The sequence below is a fragment of the Streptomyces sp. NPDC060027 genome (assembly GCF_042737005.1).
GTDB lineage: Bacteria > Actinomycetota > Actinomycetes > Streptomycetales > Streptomycetaceae > Streptomyces.
In genome coordinates this window covers 1-16,296 of record NZ_JBHWVI010000205.1, presented here as the reverse complement: position 1 = coordinate 16,296, position 16,296 = coordinate 1, and the positions used below count along the sequence as shown (strand labels likewise).

The window sequence follows — 16,296 nt, the reverse complement described above, 5'->3', positions numbered from 1 at the left end:
ACACGGCAACGCTCGCGATCCCGGCATCCCGGCACGCCCGGGCCACGCGGACAGCGATTTCGCCACGGTTGGCGATGAGCACCTTGCGCACGATGGCTCCCTCCTTGAAACAAGCCGAGTTTAGGGACAGCCAACACGACGTTTCGACCCGTCCCTAGTGGTGAGCTTGCCCACACGGAGCGTGATACGAGGCTCGCCCTACCCGCGAAATCCCTTGTCGTGCCAAGGCACGCGGGAATCCCTCCCTGAACCCTAGCCCTCCGATGTGGCCAAGGTCTCTGTGACTCCGTGCTGCGGCCCACAACGATTCTTTGTCGAGTCCCTACGAATGGCCCAATGATTCTTTGCCCTCGGCAGAACCCTTGTCCCGGGGTTTACCCGTTAGTAGCGTTCGGGATGTCTCGGACGTACTTGGGGTAACAGCACGCGGAAGTGGGTGGGGCCGGTGGTGCGCAGACCGGTGGCATGGGTGGCGGCGATCGTGCTCTTCGTGGAGGCGATCGGTATCGCACTCCTCAACTGGTTCCTGGGAGTGGTCGTCGACCGCCAGGACATGTCCCTGGCGGGGCTCGACTCCGACATGATGTCGGTGTCCTCGAAGGTCGGCGGACTGGTCTTCGGGCTCTACTTCGCGGCCTGTGCCGTGTCCGCCCTGCTGGTCGCGCTCCGCGACCGCGCGCCGGGCCTCCTCGGGCGTGTCCTGCTGGTCAGCGCCGCCGTGGTGCACGCCCTGCTCGGCGCCTTCACGGTGGGCCTGGTGGGCTGGGGGGCCTTCACCTTCATGATGGTCGTGCTCGGCCTGATCGTGTTCACCCTCCTGGCGTACGACCGCCGGGAGACGGGCCCCGTCGGCGCCGCGCCGCAGGGCGTCGGGAACGGCGACGGGGAAGGGGAGCGCGTCGACGAGGGGAAGCCCGTCGACGCGGACACGCCTGTCGAGGCGGGCGAGCCCGTCGACGAAGGTCATCGTGCCGACGAAGGGAAGCGCGTCGACCTGGGCAAGGGTGCGGACGCGAAGAGGGCCGGTGAAGAGGAGGCCGCCGTCACGGCGCCGCCCGCCCCCTCGACCACCTGACGGCCCTCCCGGGCGAGCCGAACTCCCCGGGCGAGCCGAACTCGCCGAGCAGGCCGACAGACGTCCCGACCGGCCGCCTCTTCGGGCCGGCCAGGCCGGCTGTCCACCCGGTCGACTGAGCCTTCGAACGACGCCCCGGTCGGTCGACCCTCCTCGTCCCGTCGGCCGGTCCGTCGAGGGTTCCCGGCTGTCCGGCCGTCGGGTCGTCGACTCGGCCAGGTCGAATGCCCGTTGCCCAGGCATCCCGGGTGTTCGATCGGCCCTCCGGTCGCCGCCGCGGTTCTCACTTGTCCCGGGGGGTCCACAACTCCGTGATGCCGACGCCCAGTTCGCCCAGGAGCCTGCGCACCATCGGCAGCGAGATGCCGATGACATTGCCGTGGTCGCCGTCGATGCCCTCGATGAAGGGCGCCGAGCGGCCGTCGAGGGTGAACGCGCCCGCCACGTGGAGGGGTTCGCCCGACGCGACGTACGCGGCGATCTCCGCGTCGGTCGGCTCGCCGAAGCGGACCACGGTCGAGGCGGTGGCGGACTCCCACCGCTTCTGTGTCGTGTCCCAGACGCAGTGTCCCGTCTGGAGTGTGCCCGCCCTGCCCCGCATCGCCTTCCAGCGCGCGGTGGCCTCCTCGGCGTCCGCGGGCTTGCCGAGGGCCTCGCCGTCCAGGTCCAGCACCGAGTCGCAGCCGATCACCAGCGCGCCCTGGACCTCGGGGCGTGCGGCGACGACGGAGGCCTTCGCCTCGGCGAGCGCGAGGGCGAGTTCGGCGGGGGTGGGCGCGGTGACGGCGTCCTCGTCGACCCCGCTCACGATCACCTCGGGGGCGAGTCCGGCCTGCCGCAGCAGGTTGAGCCGGGCGGGGGACTGCGAGGCGAGCACGAGGCGGCGGCGCGGCTGATCGGTCATGCGATCAGGGTATCGGCGCCGATCGGCCCTCGCCTCGGCCGCCGTTCGCTCGACGCGGGCGGGACGGGGCCGTCCGGTGCCGGGCGTGGTCCGGACCGGCGGAAAGCCCGGCCGGGCGGCCGTCGGGCGCGGGGTGCCGCCGTCGGGCGCCGGGCCGGGTCAGCGGATGCCCAGCAGGATCATCGCGACCACCATGGCCAGCGCCATGAGAACGCCCAGGCGTCGCAACATGTCCTGCATGTCGCGGAGTTCCTTGGGAGGTTCGTTCTCCGGATCGGACCACAGCATGTCGTCGATCGTGCGACGGCGGGACGGCCGCGCGCCTGAGTACGCGTACTCAACTTGCGGGCAACCTGTGTAAATGGGTCTGGGGTTTCTTTAGCGCGTCCGGGCCTGGTACCGTCATGGCTATCACTAAAGGAACTCCAGACCCGTTTGTGTGGCAGGAGAGGGAATCGCCATGTTCACCACCGCCTGGACCGCATCGCCCCAGCTCCCCAGTGAAGGCTTCACCCCCAACTGGTCGCGCGAGGGCTTCTGGCGCCAGTCGCTCCGCCAGGTCGTCCGCCTCACCGCGGGCGGCGGCCGGCTCCGCGTCCGGCTCTCCAACGCCTACGGCACCTCGCCGCTGCGCGTCGCGGGCGCCACCGTCGCCCGTACGGCCCGCGGGGCGGCCGTCGAGGCGGGCTCGGTGCGGCGGCTCACCTTCGGAGGGGCCGCCTCCGCCGAGATCCCGGCGCACGGCCACCTCGTCAGTGATCCCGCCGAACTCCCCCTGGAATCAAGGGAGTCGGTGACCGTCACCCTGCACTTCGACGCCGTCACGGGGCCCGCCACGTTTCACGCGCAGGCGTTCGCGACCAGCTACCGGGGTGCCGGGGACCGCCTCCACGACCTCGCGGGACACGGCTTCACACAGGACACCGAATCCTGGTACTTCCTGTCCGCCGTCGAGGTCGACACGGGCGGACGCGAGGACGGGATCGCGCTCTTCGGCGACTCCATCGCCGACGGCTTCGGCTCCACCCCGGGCGCGGACCGGCGCTGGTCCGACGCGCTCGCCGAACGCACCGGGAGGCCCGTCCTCAACGCGGGCATCGGCGGGAACCTGCTGCTCAACGACTCCGCCTGGTACGGCGAGAAGGGCGTCCACCGGCTCACCCGCGACGTCCTCGACCACCCGGGCGTGGACACACTGGTCGTACTCCAGGGCGTCAACGACATCGGCTTCAGCGAGACGGACGAACAGCCGACGTATCGGCCGGCTCCGGTGGTCGAGGCCGATGAACTCATCGCCGGATACCGGATGTTGATCCACGCGGCCCGCGCCCGTGGGCTCCGGGTGATCGGCGCGACCCTGCTGCCCTTCGGCGGCTCCGACCACTGGGGCGAGCACGCGGCGAAGGTGAGCCACGAGGTGAACGCGTGGATCCGCGACCCGGCGCGGGGAGAGTGGGACGCGGTCGTGGACCTGAACCGCGCCCTGGCCGATCCGGCGGACCCGGACCGGCTGAACCCGGCGTACGACTTCGGCGACCACCTGCACCCCGACGACGCGGGGTACGCGGTGATGGCCGAAGCCGTCGCGAAGGTGCTCCAGGGCCTGTCGGCCCTGCGTCCGGCCTAGCCGGGCCAGTAGCTGCGGCCCCAGGTCGTCGGGCCCGGCCGCGGAAGCCGGTGCGCGGCGATGCGGGCGGGGTCGGACCAGGAGTCGCGCGACCCGGACGCGCCGGACGGGGCGGATGCCACCGCCGCGGCGCGTGCGCGGACCACCGCCAGTGCGGCGGCCAGCTCCTCCGGGGTCGGGTTGCCCCGTACGACCTTGATCGTCATGTCTGCTCCCAGGATCCGGGTCTGCGGGGACTAGAGCGGGATGTTGCCGTGCTTCTTCGGCGGAAGGGACGCCCGCTTCGTGCGCAGCTGACGCAGGCCGCGCACGACGTGGGAGCGGGTCTGCGACGGCATGATCACGCCGTCGATGTAACCGCGCTCGGCCGCCGTGTACGGGTTCAGCAGGGTGTCCTCGTACTCCTGGATCAGGCGGGCCCGGGTGGCCTCCTGGTCCTCGGCGGCCGCGATGGTGCGGCGGTGCAGGATGTTCACCGCGCCCTGCGCGCCCATCACGGCGATCTGCGCGGTGGGCCAGGCGAGGTTGAGGTCGGCGCCCAGGTGCTTGGAGCCCATGACGTCGTACGCGCCGCCGAAGGCCTTGCGGGTGATGATCGTGATCAGCGGGACGGTCGCCTCGGCGTAGGCGTAGATCAGCTTGGCACCGCGGCGGATGATGCCCGTGTGCTCCTGGTCGACGCCCGGGAGGAAGCCGGGCACGTCCACGAAGGTGAGGACGGGCACGTTGAACGCGTCGCACGTCCGCACGAAGCGCGCGGCCTTCTCGCTCGCGTCGATGTCCAGACAACCGGCGAACTGCATCGGCTGGTTGGCGACGATGCCCACCGGGTGACCCTCGACCCGGCCGAAGCCGGTGAGGATGTTCGGCGCGAACAGCGACTGCGTCTCGAAGAACTCGGCGTCGTCCAGGACGTGTTCGATCACCGAGTGCATGTCGTACGGCTGGTTCGCGCTGTCCGGCACGATCGTGTCCAGCTCGCGGTCCTCGTCCGTGAGGGTGAGGTCCGCCTCCTCCGGGAACACCGGGGGCTCGCTGAGGTTGTTGGACGGCAGGTACGACAGCAGCTGCTTGACGTACTCGATGGCGTCCTTCTCGTCGCCCGCCATGTGATGGGCCACGCCCGACACGGCGTTGTGCGTGCGGGCGCCGCCCAGCTCCTCGAAGCCGACGTCCTCGCCCGTCACCGTCTTGATGACGTCAGGACCGGTGATGAACATGTGCGAGGTCTGGTCGACCATGACCGTGAAGTCGGTGATGGCGGGGGAGTACACCGCGCCGCCCGCGCACGGGCCGACGACCAGGCTGATCTGCGGGACGACACCCGACGCGTGCACGTTGCGGCGGAAGATCTCGCCGTACATGCCGAGAGCGCTGACGCCCTCCTGGATCCGCGCGCCGCCCGAGTCGTTGATGCCGATGACCGGGCAGCCGGTCTTCAGCGCGAAGTCCATCACCTTCATGATCTTCTGGCCGAAGACCTCGCCGAGGGCACCGCCGAAAACGGTGAAGTCCTGGGAGAACACGGCGATCGGGCGGCCGTCGACCGTGCCGTAGCCGGTGACCACGCCGTCGCCGTACGGGCGGTTGTTCTCCAGCCCGAAGTCGGTCGAGCGGTGCCGCGCGAACTCGTCGAACTCGACGAAGGAACCATCGTCCATCAGCAGTTCGATGCGCTCACGAGCCGTCAACTTGCCCTTGGCGTGCTGCTTTTCGACGGCGCGCTCCGAGCCGGCGTGCGTCGCCTCTTGGATGCGGCGCTGCAGATCCGCGAGCTTGCCCGCGGTGGTGTGGATGTCGGGGTGTTGCAGCTCTTCCGGCTCGGACATCGGGGTGCGGCTCCCTGCCTGCTCTAAGGGGACGTAAGAGTGAGGTGCTCAGAAGGGGGGCTTGCTACTCATCCGTAGCGTAGTGGTGTGCCTACCGATCGGCAGTGCGGCGTTTACCACACCTAGGGTGGGTTGCATGACGCCGCGAGATGCAGCAGACGCGAACGACAATCGGTGGTCCGACCTGGACCGTCCGCCGCTGAACGGGACCGCCCTGCGCAGGGCGCTGGTCCGTGACGACGGCTTGTGGTGCGACGTGGAGGTGGTGGAGCGCACCGGGTCCACCAACTCCGATCTGGTCGGCCTGGTCACCAAGGAGAACGCCGACGAGGGCGCGGTCCTCGTCGCCGAGGAACAGAACGCCGGGCGGGGTCGTCTGGACCGCCAGTGGACGGCACCGGCCCGCTCCGGCCTCTTCTTCTCCGTGGTGCTGAAGCCCACCGGTGTTCCCGTCGAACGCTGGGGCTGGCTGCCGCTGCTCACCGGCGTGGCCGTCGCGACGGCGCTCTCGCGCTCCGCCGGGGTCGACACGGCACTCAAGTGGCCCAACGACCTGCTGGTCACCGTGGACGGCGAGGAGCGCAAGGCCGGCGGCATCCTCGCCGAGCGCGCGGGCACCGACGCGGTCGTCGTCGGCATCGGCATCAACGTCTCGCTCCGCGAGGACGAGCTGCCGGTGCCCGGCGCCGGATCGCTGGCGCTGGCGGGCGCGACGACCACGGACCGTGACACCGTGCTGCGGGCCGTGCTGCGCTCCCTGGAGCAGTGGTACGAGCGCTGGCGCGCGGCGGGCGGCGACCCCGCCGCCTCCGGCCTCCAGGAGACGTACGCGGCCGGGTGCGCGACCCTCGGGCGCGAGGTGCGGGCCGAGCTGCCCGGAGGCCGGTCGATCGTCGGGGAGGCGGTGGCCGTGGACGGGGACGGGCGGCTCGTCATCGCCACGGAGGAAGGCGTGCAGGAGCCGGTGGGGGCCGGAGACGTGGTGCATCTGCGGGCGGTGTGAGGCGGTGTGAGGCGCTGGGTCCGCGGTCGGCCTGACGTGACGGGCCGGCGGGGGTGTGCGGCGACGGGCCGGCCGAGGTGCGGCGAGGGGCCGACGGGCGGTGTGACGCGATGGGGCCGAGGGTGGTGTGACGTGGTGCGTCCGCCGGCGGTGCGACATGGTGTGCCGGAGGGCGGAACGACGTGGTGCACTCGACCTCGGCACCGTCCCCGACCTCGGTCCCGGCATCGGGAGTGAGCCAGCGCACACCTGCCGTAGAGTTGAGCGCGGTCGATACCTGACCATGGCAGATCGGAAGGGCAGCAGGCGTGACCGTCGACGACACCGGCTCCGGCACGGGTGCCCACCCCGCCCCCGACGGCGAGCCGGGCCGTACCGCCGGGCCGGTCACGGACGCGACACCCGCACGGGCCGCCGCGGACGGCGAAACCCGGCAGGACGCCCGTCCCGGCGCCGGGACCGGCACCGGTCCGGAGGGCCGCCAGGACCACCGCCCGGAAGACCGCTCGGACGCGGGAACCGGCATCCGCAGGGACGACCATTCCGACGTGGGGAGCGACATCCGCAGGGACGACCGGGCCGACGTACGACCGGACGACCGGACCGACACACGGCCGGACGACCGGACCGACGCGCGACCGGACGTCCGGCCCGACGCGCGGCACGAGGCGAACGGCCGGGTGGACTCGCAGGCCGAGCCGGACTCCGGTGAGGACCCGCTGGCGCTGCGTCTGGAGGGGCTCATCCTCGGCGCCGAGCGCCGCTACACCCCGTTCCAGGCGGCCCGCAGCGCGGGCGTCTCCATGGAGCTGGCCTCCCGCTTCTGGCGGGCGATGGGTTTCGCCGACATCGGCCAGGCCAAGGCGCTGACCGAGGCGGACGTGCTCGCTCTGCGCCGTCTCGCCGGTCTCGTCGAGGCGGGCCTGCTGAGCGAGGCCATGGCCGTCCAGGTCGCCCGGTCCACCGGGCAGACCACCGCCCGTCTGGCCGAATGGCAGATCGATTCCTTCCTGGAGGGTCTGACCGAGCCCCCCGAGCCGGGGATGACCCGCACCGAGGTCACGTATCCCCTGATCGAACTGCTCCTGCCCGAGCTGGAGGAGTTCCTCGTCTACGTCTGGCGCCGCCAGCTCGCCGCCGCCACCGGCCGGGTCGTGCAGGCGGCGGACGACGAGGAGATGGTCGACCGCCGTCTGGCCGTCGGCTTCGCGGACCTGGTCGGCTTCACCCGGCTGACGCGCCGCATGGAGGAGGAGGAGCTCGGCGAGCTCGTCGAGGCCTTCGAGACCACGGCGGCGGACCTGGTGGCGGCGCACGGGGGCCGGCTCATCAAGACGCTGGGCGATGAGGTGCTCTACTCCGCGGACGACGCCGGTGTCGCCGCCGAGATCGCGCTGCGGCTCATCGAGACGATGGCGAACGACGAGACGATGCCGGAGCTGCGCGTCGGCATCGCCTTCGGCACGGTGACCACACGCATGGGCGACGTGTTCGGTACGACCGTGAATCTGGCGAGCCGCCTCACGTCGATAGCTCCGCGCGACGCCGTCCTCGTCGACGGTGCCTTCGCGGAGGAGCTGACCCGCACCGGCGACGCTCCGGCCTCCGAGGCGGAGGCCGCCGAGGCCGCGGCCACCGCGGAGAAGGAGGGCGAGGAACCGCCCTCGTACCGCTTCGCGCTCCAGCCGATGTGGCAGCGGCCCGTCCGCGGACTCGGCGTCATCGAACCGTGGCTGCTGGCCCGCCGGGACAACCAGACCTAGTACGGCCCTGACCTGCCGATGCGAGGCCGGTGGAGTCGAGCGGCGCGCACGCGGCGGGCGCGTGCCTGCCCAGTGCCGCCCTACCCGGTGCCGCCCTGCCCGGGGCGTCACTGGTGGCCGGGTGACAGCAGCCCGTTCACACAGATGCCGACGATCGGGACGCACACGTTCGGCGGCTGGTGCGACGGCGCCGGTGCGGGGGTCGTCGGGGGCGGGGTGTGCCGCGGGGCCGCGGTGGTGGGGACGGACGTGGGCGCCGGTGGCGGCGGAGTCGTGATGGCGGCCGTGGGGATGCCGGTGCTGTCCGGTGCGGTGGTGACGGGGGCGTCGCCGCGGGCCGCCGGGATCACGGCGGGGGCCGTCGGGAACGACGTCGGGTTCATGCTCACCCCTGGGGTGGGTGCCAAGCTCTCCCCGCCCATCACGGCGCTCCCTGTGGCGCTCCCCGCGGCGCTCTCCGCGGCGGTCCCGGGGTGCGCGGACGGGGGCAGGGCCTCGACGGTGGTGACGGCGTCGCCCGCCGCGTCCGTGTCCGTCGCCGTCGCGGCCGGCTCCGTCTCCGGGGTCGCGCCGCCCCCGGTCATCGACTCCGGTGTCATCCGGGCGAAGCTCAGCACGCCCGCCGCGAGCGCGAATCCCCCGACGGCGAAGAGCACGCGTCGCGGCCGGGGCCGACGGTGCCGCCCCCGGACGGTACGGAGCCGGACGGGAGCGGGGTCGTTGTCGCCGGATACGTCCGCGGGCCCGTGGACGCCGGCCGACCGCGGCGCCGGAACGATCCCTCGCGCCTGAGCAGCGGGATTCCTCCCGCTCTCCGGCACCTGAGCGCCCGCCGGAGCCTTGGCCCCGCGTGTCCGGGTGCCTGCCGCGGCCCCGGTTCCCCGCGTCCGGGTGCCCGCAGTGCCCTCGGGTGTCACCACCCCGGGTGCGGTACCCCAGATCTTCGCGGCCCGGCCCGGCCCGGCCCCGACGCTCGCGGCCCCGGCCGCCATGGAGCCGGGCTCCGCGAGTCCGGCCGCCCCGGCGAGGTCACCCGGAGCACCGACCTTCGCGACACCGGCGGCCGTGGGCCTCGCATTCCCCGTACCTGCGGTCGGCCTCGGCAGGGTCCTCGTGGCCCCCGTGCCCAGGTCACCCGGCCTCGTGGTGCCGGCGGCGGTGGGTCCGGACTTTCCGGCGTCGGTGGTCGCTGTGGGCAGGGCCCCCGTGGCCCTGGCGCCGAACTCGCCCGCCTCAGCGGCGCCGATGGCCGTGGGCCTCGTATTCCCCGTACCCGCGGTCGGCCTCGGCAGGGTCCTCGTGGCCCCCGTGCCCAGGTCACCCGACCTCGCGGCGCCGATGGCCGTCGGTCCGGCACCGGCAGCCTCCGCGTTCACGCCCCCGTGGTTCGCGGGGCCGGCGGTCGCGGACGTGACCGGGGCCGCGTCGGCGGCCGGTGTCGGCCGGGTCGACGTGGGTGCGGTCTTCGTGGCCGCCGGCGGGGTGGACCCCGCCGCCTCGGCTCCGGGGTTCACCTGCCCGGTCCCGGCGGGGGAGGCCGTCGTGACCCCGGCGCCGGCACCGCTCGCCTTCGCGGAGTCGGCCGTCGCGGATCCCGTCACGCCGTCCTTCGGGGCGGCTGCCGCGGCGGCTGGCGTCCTCACGGTGGCGGTCCGCACCGTGGCGGTCCGCACGGAGCCCGCGTTCAACGCGCCGTACGCGGTGGCGCTGAACGGCGTGGGGGCGGACATCGCCTTGCTGAGCGGCTTGACGCGGACCCATCGGGAACCGACCGGTGCGGCGGCCGCCGCGGTGGCCCCGGTCGCCGTGGCCGCGGTCGTCCTGGAGCCGGACCGCGGGGGGCCCACCTTCGTGGAGAGGGACGGCACCGGGCCCGCCGTGCCGGCCGGCGGCGGGCAGCCGGGCGAGGTGTCGGGCGGAGTCGCCCCGGTCTGCCTCGGGCCCATCGGCCGCGTGGCGGTGGATCGTGGGTCCGGCCGGGTGCTGCCGGCCTGCGGTGTCTCGCGGTTCGTCATGGTCGTCCCTCCCCGGTGTGCCGGCGTCCCGAATGCGCTGTGGCGGTGCGCAGGTTATGCGCGGTTTGAGGCCCGCGAACCGGAGTTGGACGGGATGTCACTCGAACGAGGAGGTACGGGGCGAGGGGGCGGGTTTCGTCGAACGGCCTCGGCTGCGATGATCGGGGCGTCGATTGTTAACCCGCGTTAACCGGGAGGGTGTCATGGCGCAGCAAGGGGCGGAGCAGAGGACGGAGCCGGGCGAGCGGAGGTTCGGGGAGTTCGTCGCCGTACGGCGGCACGCGCACGTCGCCGAGCTCGTCCTCGACCGGCCCAAGGCGATGAACGCGGTGTCCACGGACATGGCACGTTCCATCGCCGGTGCCTGCGACGCCCTCGCCGCCGACCGGGAAGTACGGGTGGTCGTGCTGACGTCCACCCATGAGCGCGCCTTCTGCGTCGGCGCCGACCTGAAGGAGCGGAACTCGTTCACGGATGCCGAGCTGGTGCGGCAGCGGCCGGTCGCGCGAGCCGCGTACACCGGTGTCCTGGAGCTGCCGATGCCGACCGTCGCCGCTGTCCACGGCTTCGCGCTGGGCGGCGGATTCGAGCTGGCGCTGTCCTGTGATCTGATCGTGGCCGACCGCACGGCGGTCGTCGGACTGCCCGAGGTGTCGGTCGGCGTGATCCCCGGCGGCGGCGGTACGCAGCTGCTGCCGCGCAGGGTCGGTGCCGCGCGCGCGGCCGAGCTGATCTTCTCGGCGCGGCGTCTGGAGGCGGCCGAGGCGCGGGAGTTGGGGCTGGTCGACGAGCTGGTGGAGGCGGGGCAGGACCGGGCCGAGGCACTCGCCCTGGCCGCCCGGATCGCCGCGAACTCCCCGGTGGGGCTGCGCGCGGCCAAGCGAGCCCTGCGTCTCGGTCAGGGACTCGACCTGCGGGCCGGCCTGGAGGTCGAGGACGCGGCCTGGCGGTCCGTCGCCTTCTCCGGCGACCGGGCCGAGGGTGTGGCCGCCTTCAACGAGAAGCGCAAGCCGGAGTGGCCGGGGGAGTAGCCCTCGTAGCCCGCCGCCCCTGGCCGGCCCTCCCGGGCCGGACCCCTGTTCGCCATACCAATGACCCAAATGTGGGCAAATATCCCTAGCCTGGGGTGATGGGTGAGGACAGTCGGCTGAGGGCCGTGGTGGCGCTGGCTCAGGGGATGGCGGCGGCGCACACTCCGCGGGAGTCGTGGCGGGCCGCGGCGCTCGGCGCGTGTCACGCGCTGACCGGGAGCTTCGCCGCGCTCTCCGTGTGGGAGCGTGAACTCGGCCGGCTGCGGGTGCTCGTCAACGTGGGCGACCGCGCCCCGGACGAGGACGAGTTCCCCGACGGGGAGGCCTATCCGGTGCACCAGTTCCCGGAGATCACCGAGTTCCTGCACGAGCGGTGGGCGGGCGGCGGCGAGCCCAACGCCTGGGTCGAGACCGCCGACGGCCCGGCGGCCGGACTCGCCGGGTACTGCCACCAGCGCGTGGCCGCCCTGCGCAGGCGCGGGCGCGGCTGCTGCGTCGTCGCGCCGATCGTGCTGCACGGGCGGGCGTGGGGCGAGCTCTACGTGGCCCGCCCGGCCGGCGCCCCCGTCTTCGGCCCGGCCGACGCCGACTTCGCGACCGTCCTCGCCTCCGTCGTCGCCGCCGGGATCGCCCAGACCGAGCGCCTGGAGGAGGCCCGGCGCCTCGCCTACACCGATGCCCTGACCGGACTGGCCAACCGCCGGGCCGTGGACGTACGTCTCGGCGAGGCCGTGGAGCGGCACAGGAGCGACGGATCCGTGGTCAGCCTCGTCGTCTGCGACCTCAACGGGCTCAAGCGGGTCAACGACACCCGGGGGCACGCCGTCGGCGACCGGCTCCTGGAACGGTTCGGGTCGGTGCTCTCGCTGTGCGGGGCCATGCTCCCCGGCACCCTCGCCGCGCGGCTGGGCGGTGACGAGTTCTGTCTGGTGGCGGTGGGGCCGCCGGCCGACGAGGTGGTCCGCATCGCCGACGAACTCTGCCGCCGCGCGGCCGAGTTGGAGCTGGGGGAAGGTGTGGCGTGCGGGGTCGCCTCGACCGAGGACCCGATCGGCCCCGTGCGGTCGGCGCGCCGGCTGTTCCGGCTGGCGGACGCGGCCCAGTACCGGGCGAAGGCGGTCCGCGCGGCGAAACCCGTGGTCGCCGGGCGCGAGGGCCCCGACGATCCCGTCGTACGTCTCGCGGACGCGCCGTCTCCCACGGCGGGCGAACGCCGCCGGTTCCGGGGACGGCACGGGCGGCCCGGTCCGTGAGAGGACGCGGGTGGCCCGGCTCGTGAGGCGGTCCGGGCGGCCCTGTCGGTCAGGCGGCCCCGGCGTCCGCTGTGACGTACGCCGAGGTAAGGGGTCAACCGGCCACCCACTAGTGACATCATCGAATTCACTGCGTACGCTCCTGAATATGGATATGCACACTGTGGTGGTGGGGACGTCCGGAGTGACCGCGTCCGACGTTCTCGCCGTGGCGCGCGACGGCGCCCGGATCGAGCTCTCCGACCAGGCGGTGGCGGCCCTCGCCGCGGCCCGCGAGATCGTGGAAGCGCTGGCCGCGAAGCCGGAGCCCGTCTACGGCGTCTCCACCGGCTTCGGCGCCCTGGCGAGCCGGCACATCAGCCCGGAACTGCGCGCCCAGCTGCAGCGCAACATCGTCCGCTCGCACGCCGCCGGCATGGGCCCGCGCGTGGAGCGCGAGGTCGTCCGCGCGCTGATGTTCCTGCGGCTCAAGACCGTCTGCTCCGGCCACACCGGTGTGCGTCCCGAGGTCGCGCAGACCATGGCGGACATCCTGAACGCCGGCATCACCCCGGTCGTGCACGAGTACGGCTCGCTCGGCTGCTCCGGTGACCTGGCGCCCCTTTCCCACTGCGCCCTGACCCTGATGGGCGAGGGGGACGCCGAGGGTCCCGACGGTGTCGTGCGGCCCGCGGGCGAACTGCTCGCCGAGGCCGGGATCACCCCCGTCGAGCTGCGCGAGAAGGAGGGCCTCGCCCTCCTCAACGGCACCGACGGCATGCTCGGCATGCTGGTCATGGCCCTCGCCGACCTGGAGACGCTCTACAAGTCGGCCGACGTCACCGCCGCGCTCTCCCTCGAGGCGCTGCTCGGCACGGACAAGGTCCTCGCCCCCGAGCTGCACGCCATCCGCCCGCACCCGGGCCAGGGTGCCAGCGCCGCCAACATGCTGGCCGTGCTGAAGGGTTCGGAGCTCACCGGTCACCACCAGGACGACGCCCCGCGCGTCCAGGACGCCTACTCCGTGCGCTGCGCCCCGCAGGTCGCGGGCGCCGGCCGGGACACCCTCGCGCACGCCCGCACGGTCGCCGAGCGCGAGCTGGCCTCCGCCGTCGACAACCCCGTGGTGCTTCCCGACGGCCGCGTCGAGTCGAACGGCAACTTCCACGGCGCCCCGGTCGCCTACGTCCTCGACTTCCTCGCCATCGCCGCCGCCGACCTCGGCTCGATCGCCGAGCGCCGCACCGACCGGCTGCTCGACAAGAACCGTTCGCACGGCCTGCCGCCGTTCCTCGCGGACGACGCCGGCGTCGACTCGGGCCTGATGATCGCCCAGTACACGCAGGCCGCGCTGGTCAGCGAGATGAAGCGGCTCGCCGTACCGGCGTCCGCCGACTCCATCCCCTCCTCCGCCATGCAGGAGGACCACGTCTCCATGGGCTGGTCGGCCGCGCGCAAGCTGCGTACCGCCGTGGACAACCTGACCCGCATCGTGGCGATCGAGCTGTACGCCGCCACGCGCGCGATCGAACTGCGCGAGGGACTGACCCCGGCCCCGGCGTCGCGGGCGGTCATCGACGCCGTGCGCGCGGCCGGCGTCCAGGGCCCCGGCCCGGACCGCTTCCTCGCCCCCGACCTGGAGGCGGCGGACGCGTTCGTGCGCGCCGGCCGCGTGGTGGCCACGGTCGAGCCGGTGACCGGTCCGCTCGCCTAGAGCCCGCTCTGCCGCGTCCCGTCCAGATCCTGCGTCCGGACGGGACGCGACGGCGTGTCGTACGGGGGCCGGGCACGTCCCCGGCCCCCACACCCCGCCTCGCACCCCCGTCCCAGGGTGTGCTACTGTCTCATTGATACGTTTTTGGTACCCATTTACTTTGTGCGCCTGATCGGAATCCTCCGCAGGCGCGTTTTGTTTTACCGGCATCTCCGGCATTACCCGGTGCATCTCCGGATGGGGGCCCACTACCTGTTCAGGAGAACAACATGGCTACTGGCACCGTGAAGTGGTTCAACTCGGAAAAGGGCTTCGGCTTCATCGAGCAGGACGGCGGCGGCCCCGACGTCTTCGCCCACTACTCGAACATCGCCAGCTCCGGCTTCCGTGAGCTCGTCGAGGGCCAGAAGGTCTCCTTCGAGGTCACGCAGGGCCAGAAGGGCCTGCAGGCGGAGAACATTCTCCCCGCCTAGTTCGAGCGCGCTTTTCCAGAGCCGGGTCCCGCGCCTTCGGGTGCGGGCCCGGCTCGCGCTGTGACAGCTCATGCAGGTGGTGAGCGCTGTGTGTGCAGTCCGTGGGGCCCAGGAAGGAAATCCAGATCCAGCATGACTCGATCCGAACGTCCCGTCCGTAAGCGGCCGGCAAACGCACGCGCCGCACAGACCGGCGGCTCCGCGAAGAGCGCCGGCCGCAACACCGGCCGGGGCGCGGGCCGCGGTGGCGCCCGCAAGGTCGCTCCGCCGCAGGAGTTCTCCCTGCCCGAGACCATTACACCCGCGCTGCCCGCCGTCGAGTCGTTCGACGCGCTGGACATGCCTGCCGCCCTGACGAAGACCCTCGCGGCCCAGGGCGTCACCGAGCCCTTCCCGATCCAGGGCGCCACCCTGCCCAACTCCCTCGCCGGGCGCGACGTGCTCGGCCGGGGACGCACCGGCTCCGGCAAGACGCTGGCCTTCGGGCTCGCCCTGCTGGCCCGCACGGCCGGTCGCCGGGCCGAGCCGAGGAACCCGCTCGCCCTCGTCCTCGTCCCCACACGCGAACTCGCCCAGCAGGTCGACGACGCGCTGACGCCGTACGCCACCGCGGTCAACCTCCGCGTCGCCACGGCCGTCGGCGGGATGTCGATCGGCCGGCAGGCCGGTTCGCTGCGCCGCGGCGTCGAGGTGCTCGTGGCCACCCCCGGGCGGCTCAAGGACCTCATCGAGCGGGGCGACTGCGCCCTCGGCCAGGTCGCGATCACGGTGCTCGACGAGGCCGACCAGATGGCCGACATGGGCTTCATGCCGCAGGTCGTCGCCCTGCTCAACCAGGTCGAGCCGGGCGGCCAGCGGCTGCTCTTCTCCGCCACGCTCGACAAGAACATCGACCGGCTCGTCAAGATGTTCCTCACCGACCCCGTGGTGCACTCCGTCGACCCGTCCGCGGGCGCGGTGACGACCATGGAGCACCACGTGCTGCACGTCGCCGACGAGACCGACAAGAAGGCGGTCGCCACGCGGATCGCCGCCCGTGACGGCCGGGTGATCCTCTTCGTCGACACCAAGCGCGGCGCCGACCGCTTCACCAAGCGGCTGCTCGCCAGCGGTGTCCGGGCCTCCGCCCTGCACGGCGGGCGCAGCCAGCCGCAGCGCAACCGCACCCTCGACCAGTTCAAGAACGGTCAGGTCACCGCGCTCGTCGCCACCAACGTGGCGGCCCGCGGAATCCACATCGACGACCTCGACCTCGTGGTCAACGTCGACCCGCCGACCGACCACAAGGACTACCTCCACCGCGGCGGCCGTACCGCCCGCGCCGGAGAGTCGGGCAGCGTCGTCACCCTGGTGCTCCCCGAGCAGAAGCGTGAGATGACCCTCCTGATGGCGGACGCCGGCATCACGCCGCGCACCGCCCGGGTCAAGTCCAGCGACGAGGAACTCGCCCGCCTCACCGGCGCCCGCGAGCCTTCCGGCGTGCCGGTCGTCATCGAGGTCCCGCAGCAGGCCGAGCAGCCGAAGTCGCGGCCCAAGGCGCGGCGTGCCACCGGGGGCGGGGCCAGGCGGCCGTCGGTCGCCGGCACGGCCACGCGCACGGGCGGCGGGTCGGACGGCCAGGGACGCCAGC

General features: G+C 72.9%; 14 protein-coding genes and 1 pseudogene. 9 read left to right on the top strand and 6 right to left on the bottom strand.

Features of this window, described 5'->3' with window-relative positions; all coding sequences use genetic code 11:
- The coding region (locus ACFWBT_RS34355; RefSeq protein WP_308427085.1) for a biotin carboxylase N-terminal domain-containing protein at positions 1-91 on the bottom strand (91 nt) is incomplete at its 3' end.
- 354 nt (positions 92-445) lie between these two features.
- Between ACFWBT_RS34355 and ACFWBT_RS34350 the strand changes: the two are divergent.
- Positions 446-886 (top strand): annotated as a pseudogene (locus ACFWBT_RS34350) (hypothetical protein); the annotation flags it as partial.
- Between the two features lie 472 nt (positions 887-1,358).
- Here ACFWBT_RS34350 and ACFWBT_RS34345 read toward each other — a convergent pair.
- A complete protein-coding gene (locus tag ACFWBT_RS34345) occupies positions 1,359-1,979 on the bottom strand; it encodes a Maf family protein (RefSeq protein WP_385706887.1) in 621 nt (206 codons plus the stop codon).
- A gap of 159 nt (positions 1,980-2,138) precedes the next feature.
- On the bottom strand, positions 2,139-2,267 hold the full coding sequence (gene mmpB, locus ACFWBT_RS34340; protein WP_266762105.1) for a morphogenic membrane protein MmpB: 129 nt from the start codon (positions 2,265-2,267) through the stop codon (positions 2,139-2,141).
- Positions 2,268-2,439: 172 nt separating this feature from the next.
- Between mmpB and ACFWBT_RS34335 the strand changes: the two genes are divergently transcribed.
- Positions 2,440-3,606, top strand: a complete 1,167-nt coding sequence (locus ACFWBT_RS34335; RefSeq protein WP_385706886.1) for an SGNH/GDSL hydrolase family protein — start codon at positions 2,440-2,442, stop codon at positions 3,604-3,606.
- Here ACFWBT_RS34335 and ACFWBT_RS34330 read toward each other — a convergent pair.
- Positions 3,603-3,812 carry an acyl-CoA carboxylase epsilon subunit gene (locus ACFWBT_RS34330; protein WP_266762109.1) on the bottom strand — a complete coding sequence of 70 codons (210 nt, stop codon included), beginning with the start codon at positions 3,810-3,812 and terminating at the stop codon, positions 3,603-3,605. The two genes, ACFWBT_RS34335 and ACFWBT_RS34330, sit on opposite strands and share 4 nt — an antisense overlap.
- Before the next feature lie 30 nt (positions 3,813-3,842).
- Positions 3,843-5,435, bottom strand: a complete 1,593-nt coding sequence (locus ACFWBT_RS34325) for an acyl-CoA carboxylase subunit beta (RefSeq protein WP_385706885.1) — start codon at positions 5,433-5,435, stop codon at positions 3,843-3,845.
- A gap of 136 nt (positions 5,436-5,571) precedes the next feature.
- Between ACFWBT_RS34325 and ACFWBT_RS34320 the strand changes: the two genes are divergently transcribed.
- Both ACFWBT_RS34320 and ACFWBT_RS34315 read left to right on the top strand, forming a co-directional pair.
- Positions 5,572-6,438 carry a biotin--[acetyl-CoA-carboxylase] ligase gene (locus tag ACFWBT_RS34320; protein ID WP_385706884.1) on the top strand — a complete coding sequence of 289 codons (867 nt, stop codon included), beginning with the start codon at positions 5,572-5,574 and terminating at the stop codon, positions 6,436-6,438.
- A gap of 680 nt (positions 6,439-7,118) precedes the next feature.
- Entirely contained in the window at positions 7,119-8,201 is a 1,083-nt protein-coding gene (locus ACFWBT_RS34315; protein WP_356461366.1) for an adenylate/guanylate cyclase domain-containing protein, read from the top strand.
- A 107-nt stretch (positions 8,202-8,308) separates the two neighbouring features.
- Here ACFWBT_RS34315 and ACFWBT_RS34310 read toward each other — a convergent pair whose 3' ends face one another.
- Entirely contained in the window at positions 8,309-10,216 is a 1,908-nt protein-coding gene (locus ACFWBT_RS34310) for a hypothetical protein (protein WP_385706883.1), read from the bottom strand.
- Positions 10,217-10,419: 203 nt separating this feature from the next.
- On the opposite strand from ACFWBT_RS34310, the gene ACFWBT_RS34305 reads away from it, so the two are divergent.
- From ACFWBT_RS34305 to ACFWBT_RS34285, 5 genes are all read left to right on the top strand, one after another.
- Positions 10,420-11,247 carry an enoyl-CoA hydratase/isomerase family protein gene (locus ACFWBT_RS34305; RefSeq protein WP_385706882.1) on the top strand — a complete coding sequence of 276 codons (828 nt, stop codon included), beginning with the start codon at positions 10,420-10,422 and terminating at the stop codon, positions 11,245-11,247.
- Between the two features lie 98 nt (positions 11,248-11,345).
- A complete protein-coding gene (locus tag ACFWBT_RS34300) occupies positions 11,346-12,500 on the top strand; it encodes a diguanylate cyclase domain-containing protein (protein ID WP_385706881.1) in 1,155 nt (384 codons plus the stop codon).
- 154 nt (positions 12,501-12,654) lie between these two features.
- A complete protein-coding gene (hutH, locus tag ACFWBT_RS34295) occupies positions 12,655-14,193 on the top strand; it encodes a histidine ammonia-lyase (protein WP_266765831.1) in 1,539 nt (512 codons plus the stop codon).
- A gap of 269 nt (positions 14,194-14,462) precedes the next feature.
- On the top strand, positions 14,463-14,666 hold the full coding sequence (locus ACFWBT_RS34290; RefSeq protein WP_261702157.1) for a cold-shock protein: 204 nt from the start codon (positions 14,463-14,465) through the stop codon (positions 14,664-14,666).
- A gap of 132 nt (positions 14,667-14,798) precedes the next feature.
- On the top strand, positions 14,799-16,296 hold a 1,498-nt coding region (locus tag ACFWBT_RS34285; protein WP_385706880.1), incomplete at its 3' end, for a DEAD/DEAH box helicase.

Coding starts and splice junctions, on each gene's coding strand:
- mmpB (WP_266762105.1), bottom strand. CDS start 2,267: ATGCTGTGGTCCGATCCGGAGAACGAACCTCCCAAGGAACTCCGCGAC.
- ACFWBT_RS34310 (WP_385706883.1), bottom strand. CDS start 10,216: ATGACGAACCGCGAGACACCGCAGGCCGGCAGCACCCGGCCGGACCCA.
- ACFWBT_RS34320 (WP_385706884.1), top strand. CDS start 5,572: ATGACGCCGCGAGATGCAGCAGACGCGAACGACAATCGGTGGTCCGAC.
- ACFWBT_RS34305 (WP_385706882.1), top strand. CDS start 10,420: ATGGCGCAGCAAGGGGCGGAGCAGAGGACGGAGCCGGGCGAGCGGAGG.
- ACFWBT_RS34345 (WP_385706887.1), bottom strand. CDS start 1,979: ATGACCGATCAGCCGCGCCGCCGCCTCGTGCTCGCCTCGCAGTCCCCC.
- ACFWBT_RS34330 (WP_266762109.1), bottom strand. CDS start 3,812: ATGACGATCAAGGTCGTACGGGGCAACCCGACCCCGGAGGAGCTGGCC.
- ACFWBT_RS34335 (WP_385706886.1), top strand. CDS start 2,440: ATGTTCACCACCGCCTGGACCGCATCGCCCCAGCTCCCCAGTGAAGGC.
- hutH (WP_266765831.1), top strand. CDS start 12,655: ATGCACACTGTGGTGGTGGGGACGTCCGGAGTGACCGCGTCCGACGTT.
- ACFWBT_RS34325 (WP_385706885.1), bottom strand. CDS start 5,435: ATGTCCGAGCCGGAAGAGCTGCAACACCCCGACATCCACACCACCGCG.
- ACFWBT_RS34300 (WP_385706881.1), top strand. CDS start 11,346: ATGGGTGAGGACAGTCGGCTGAGGGCCGTGGTGGCGCTGGCTCAGGGG.
- ACFWBT_RS34290 (WP_261702157.1), top strand. CDS start 14,463: ATGGCTACTGGCACCGTGAAGTGGTTCAACTCGGAAAAGGGCTTCGGC.